The sequence below is a fragment of the Phocaeicola sp. genome, assembly GCF_048170425.1.
Taxonomy (GTDB): domain Bacteria; phylum Bacteroidota; class Bacteroidia; order Bacteroidales; family Bacteroidaceae; genus Phocaeicola.
Map to the genome: position 1 here is coordinate 1 of NZ_DBEXBB010000220.1, position 4,910 is coordinate 4,910.

General features: G+C 51.4%; 4 protein-coding genes. All 4 read right to left on the reverse strand.

The window, feature by feature from the left end; translation table 11 throughout:
* Positions 1-1,661: DNA repair protein RecN (recN, locus tag ACMJ0U_RS08795; protein WP_417129596.1), on the reverse strand; the 1,661-nt coding region annotated here is incomplete at its 3' end.
* Positions 1,662-1,667: 6 nt separating this feature from the next.
* Positions 1,668-2,873, reverse strand: coding sequence for a bifunctional phosphopantothenoylcysteine decarboxylase/phosphopantothenate--cysteine ligase CoaBC (coaBC, locus tag ACMJ0U_RS08800; protein ID WP_417129597.1), 1,206 nt, complete (start codon positions 2,871-2,873; stop codon positions 1,668-1,670).
* 12 nt (positions 2,874-2,885) lie between these two features.
* Positions 2,886-3,662, reverse strand: coding sequence for an exonuclease domain-containing protein (locus ACMJ0U_RS08805; protein WP_417129598.1), 777 nt, complete (start codon positions 3,660-3,662; stop codon positions 2,886-2,888).
* Between the two features lie 24 nt (positions 3,663-3,686).
* On the reverse strand, positions 3,687-4,811 hold the full coding sequence (gene dnaN / locus ACMJ0U_RS08810) for a DNA polymerase III subunit beta (RefSeq protein ID WP_417129599.1): 1,125 nt from the start codon (positions 4,809-4,811) through the stop codon (positions 3,687-3,689).
* Positions 4,812-4,910: the final 99 nt, after the last annotated feature.

The following is a 4,910-nucleotide window of genomic DNA, read 5'->3' on the forward strand; positions in this document are numbered from 1 at the left end:
TTAAAGCCTAACAGGGCACGGGCGTTCTGTACGGCAGCCTCTGTCAGGGTGGCACCGCTGAGCATGTGGGCAATTTCCTGCACCCGCTCTTCATCCGTCAGGCGACGGATATGACTGTTGGTCCCGGTGTCGGTATCTTCCTTGTACACTTTGTAGTGCGCAATTCCACGTGCGGCAATCTGGGGCAGGTGAGTGATGCTGATTACCTGACGGTTCTGGCGTCCCATGTCCTGCATTATCAGTGCCATTTTCTCTGCAATGGAGCCTGATACACCGGTATCAATTTCATCGAAGATGATGGTCGGCAGTTTGACGGCTCCGGCAATCATGGCCTTGAGTGAAAGCATGACGCGGGCAATTTCACCCCCCGAAGCGATGGAAGCCACGTTCTGCAAAGTTCCGTTCTTATTGGCTGAGAACAGGAACGTCACGCTGTCCATCCCTTTGCTGTCGGGTTCCTTTCTGGGAGTCAGTTCCACGGCAAAACGTACGTTAGGCATGCCCAGTGGGATAAGCAAAGACTCCATCTGCGACTCAATGTGCCGTGCCGACTGTGTACGGAGCGCGGTCAGCTTTTCGGCCTGACGAAGCACCTCGGCATACAATTTCTTCTTTTCTCCCTCCAGCTCTGCAATCCGGTCGTCGAAAGAAGTGATGTCATTCAACTGGCTGCAATAGTTTTCCGTCAGCTCAATCAGTTCTTCTACCGACTGCACGCGGTGTTTCTGCTGCAAGGAATAAATCAGGTTCAACCGTTCGTTGACAAAATCCAGGCGAGCCGGATTGAATTCCACTTCCTCCTCCGCATTGCCGATTTCGCGGGAAATGTCTTTCAGTTCAATATAGCAACTGTTCAGCCGTTCCATCCATTCCTTGGCCGGTGCATATACCTGTGTCAGGCCCTGAAGGGTCTGCATGCACTCCTTGGTCAGTGAAACCGTACCGCCTTCCTCGCCGTTAATCAGCTGGCTGGCTTTATAGAGTCCGGCCTTGATGTCCTCGGCATGGCTCAGTGTCTCCGCTTCCTGTTCCAGTTCCGTCTGCTCTCCGTCTTTCAGTCCGGCTTCTTCCAACTGTTCCAGCTGAAAACGGATATAGTCTTCATCCTGACGGCTCTTTTCTGCCTGTGCAATGAAGTCATCCAGTTCCTTTACTACCTTTTTATAAGAAAGGTATACCGACTGATAGGCCGACAATGCCTGCTCGTCTTGTGCCAGGATGTCCAGAATGTTCAACTGGAAACCTTCCTTGTTCAGCAACAGGTTCTGGTGCTGGCTGTGCACGTCAATCAGTTTTTCGCCCAGCATTTTCATCTGCGCCAGCGAAGCCGGCGTATCGTTGATGAAAGCACGGCTTTTCCCGTTGGCCGACACTTCACGGCGAAGGATACATTCGTCCGGTTCGAATTCGATGTCATTCTCCTGAAAGAACGGTTCCATGCCGTAGTTGGCAATCCGGAAAGTCGCCTCCACGATGCACTTGGAAGCCCCCTTCTTGATGGATTTCACGTCGGCACGCTGTCCCAACAAGAGCCCGATGGCCCCTAAGATAATGGACTTTCCGGCACCGGTCTCACCGGTAATCACCGAAAAACCGGACGTAAAGTCAATGTCCAGCTTGTCAATCAGGGCATAGTTCTGTATAAAGATAGACTGTAGCATAACGGTTTAGGAATGAAACAGACTGGAAAGTTTATCCACAATGTCTTCGGCCACTTCCTGCTTGCGCTTTAACGGGTAGGAAACAGCCTCAGTGCGGTCTATAATCGTAATCTTGTTGGTGTCGCAACGGAAACCGGCTCCTTTGTCATTCAGTGAGTTCAGCACGATGAAGTCAAAGTTCTTCCGTGCCAGCTTATCCTGTGCGTGGCTGACCTCGTCGCAAGTTTCCAGCGCAAAACCCACTAACAGCTGGTCCGGACGTTTCTCCTTTCCTAAGGCAGCGGCAATGTCGCAAGTCGGTTTCAACCGCAGCACCAGGTCGTCCTTTTCCCGTTTAATTTTCTGGTCGGCCACCTGCTCCGGCGTAAAGTCCGCTACGGCTGCACACAAGATTCCTGCGTCTGCATCCTTGAAGGCATCGGCAGCAGCACGGTGCATTTCGGCCGCACTCTCCACGTCTATGCGGTGAATGTGCGGATGAACCGTCTGTAGGGTGACCGGACCACTCACCAGCACCACTTCCGCTCCGCGCGAAGCACATGCTTCGGCCAGGGCATAGCCCATCTTTCCGGAAGAGTAATTGCCAATAAAGCGCACCGGGTCAATTTTCTCATAAGTAGGACCTGCGGTAATGACGATTTTCCGTCCGGCCAGGTCTTGCTGACGGGCAAAGAACGCTTCGAGCACTTCAATGATTTTCTCAGGCTCTTCCATGCGTCCTTTTCCAACCAGATGGCTGGCCAGCTCGCCCGAAGCCGGTTCAATGATATGGTTGCCATAGCTGCGCAGAATGTCGAGGTTATGCTGGGTAGAAGGGTGAGCAAACATATCCAGGTCCATGGCCGGAGCCACGAACACCGGAGCCTTCATCGACAGGTAGGTCGTCACCAGCATGTTGTCGGCTACCCCGTGCGCCATTTTTCCGATGGTGGAAGCCGTAGCCGGGGCGATGACCATGGCATCGGCCCACAATCCCAAGTCCACGTGGCTGTGCCATGTGCCGTCACGCTGTGAGAAGAACTCGCTGATAACCGGCTTGCTGGTCAGCGCCGAAAGCGTGATGGGAGTGATGAACTCCTTTCCCGCCGGCGTGATGACAATCTGCACCTCCGCGCCTTTCTTAATCAGTCCGCGTGTCAGCACGGCCGCCTTGTAGGCTGCAATGCTGCCCGTGATACCCAGTACAATTTTTTTGCCTTGTAGTGTATTCATGCTACCTTCCGTTTACTTGACCAGCCCCGTTTCGCGCAGGCGGATTTTTGTCAATACATTCTTCGTGTTCAGTGTGAAGTCTCCGTTCATAATCCAGCCGTAGTAGCCCATGTCTTTCTTGAGCACTTCCGACACCGGCATACCTTTGTATTTTCCGAAGTTGAACACTTCCACGCCGTTGTCGTCATACACGATTCTTCCGGCGAAGTCTACGTTCTTGCTGTAGCTGGAATATTCCGACAGGTAGTTGATGTCGTTCTGGAGCACGTCAGGATAGTGGTCGAGCTGTGCCTTCAGCACTTCGTAGGTAGCCCGTGTATCGGCTTCTGCCGTGTGTGCGTCTTCCAGGTTCTTTCCGCAGTAGAACTTGTAGGCAGCCGAAAGCGTGCGCTGTTCCAGCTTGTGGTAAATCACCTGTACGTCGATAAACTTCCGCCTGGTCAGGTCGATGTCGATGCCTGCACGGAGGAATTCCTCCACCAGCACCGGCACGTCAAAGCGGTTGGAGTTAAAACCGGCAATGTCGGCCCCTTCAATGTCGCGGGCAATGTCCTTTGCCACTTCCTTGAAAGTAGGGCAGTCGGCCACATCCTCGTCGTGGATGCCATGAATGGCAGTCGATGCCTCCGGAATGTGCATTTCCGGATTGATGCGCAAGGTCTTGGCCTCTTCGTTGCCGTTAGGATATACTTTCAAGTAGCAGATTTCTACAATACGGTCTGTATTAATATTGGTGCCCGTGGTCTCCAGGTCGAAGAACACGAGCGGATTTTTCAAGTTCAGTTTCATGAGTCTCTGTGTAACAAAAAATGATTAGTCGTTCAGCATCATCGGCATCAGCAGCATCAGCAGGTCTTCGTCTTCCTCCTGTTCTTCAGGAACAATGACACCTGCGCGTGACGGATCGGCCAGTTCGATGATAATGTTCTGTGCAGAAATGTTGTTCAGAATATCAATCAGGAACGACGACTTGAAACCGATGCTCATCGAGTTGCCGCCATACTGGCAAGCGATGGTTTCTTCGGCCGAAGTAGAGAAGTCGATGTCCTGAGCAGAAATCTTCATCTGGTTTTCCGACAAGCTCAGCTTGATCAGACTGCTTGACTGTGAAGAGAACACAGACACACGGCGCAGGGCACTGATGAAGAGCGCACGGTCAATGATGGCACGGTGTGGATTGTTCTGCGGAATGACAGAGTTATAGTTCGGATAACGTCCCTCAATCAGACGGCAAATCATCTGGTAGTTTTCGAGGGTGAACATGGCATTGCGGTCGTCAAAGCCAATCTGTACGTCGCCCTGTTCCTTCGGCAGCAGGTTCTTCAGCAGGTTGGCCGGCTTTTTCGGAAGGATGAAAGCAGCTTTCTCTGCTCCTCGTGCGGCGTAGGTCTTGCAACGTACCAGCTTATGACCGTCGGAAGCAACCAGTGTAATGTCTTCCGTGCTGATGTCGAAATAAATACCGTTCATTACCGGACGAAGTTCGTCGTCGGCTGTCGCAAAAAGGCTGCGGTTCACGCCGTTCATCAAGATTTCTGCTCCCATGGTCACCTGTACGGCATTACTACCCAATCCCTGTGCCTGCGGGTATTCATCGGCATTCTGTCCCATCAGACTATATTTTCCATTCAGATATTCCACGGTAATTTCCATGTTGCTGGGTTCGATGTGGAAACTCAACGGCTGCTCAGGAATTTCTTTCAATGCTTCCAGTAAAGTCTTGGAAGAAACGGCAAAGCGGCCGTCACTGTCCGATTCATTCACTTCAATGGAAGTAGACAGCGTAGTGTCATTGTCCGAAGCAGTCATAAAGAGCGTACCGTCTCTCAGTTCGAAGAGGAAACAGTCCAGAATGGGTAATGAATTTCTTGAGTTGATTACTCGGCTGATAGCCTGCAAATGACTGAATAAAGCAGTACTTGAAACGATAAACTTCATAGCTGTTTTTATATTTGTTTTTGTTCGATTTTTGTTTTTAAATGCATCCTCGGATGCCCTAAACCAATTGCCAAAGTTACGAAAAGATTACATACAGCC

What these genes read in the sequence shown, in the direction of transcription:
- coaBC (WP_417129597.1), bottom strand. Translation starts at nt 2,873, where the DNA reads ATGAATACACTACAAGGCAAAAAAATTGTACTGGGTATCACGGGCAGC.
- ACMJ0U_RS08805 (WP_417129598.1), bottom strand. Translation starts at nt 3,662, where the DNA reads ATGAAACTGAACTTGAAAAATCCGCTCGTGTTCTTCGACCTGGAGACC.
- dnaN (WP_417129599.1), bottom strand. Translation starts at nt 4,811, where the DNA reads ATGAAGTTTATCGTTTCAAGTACTGCTTTATTCAGTCATTTGCAGGCT.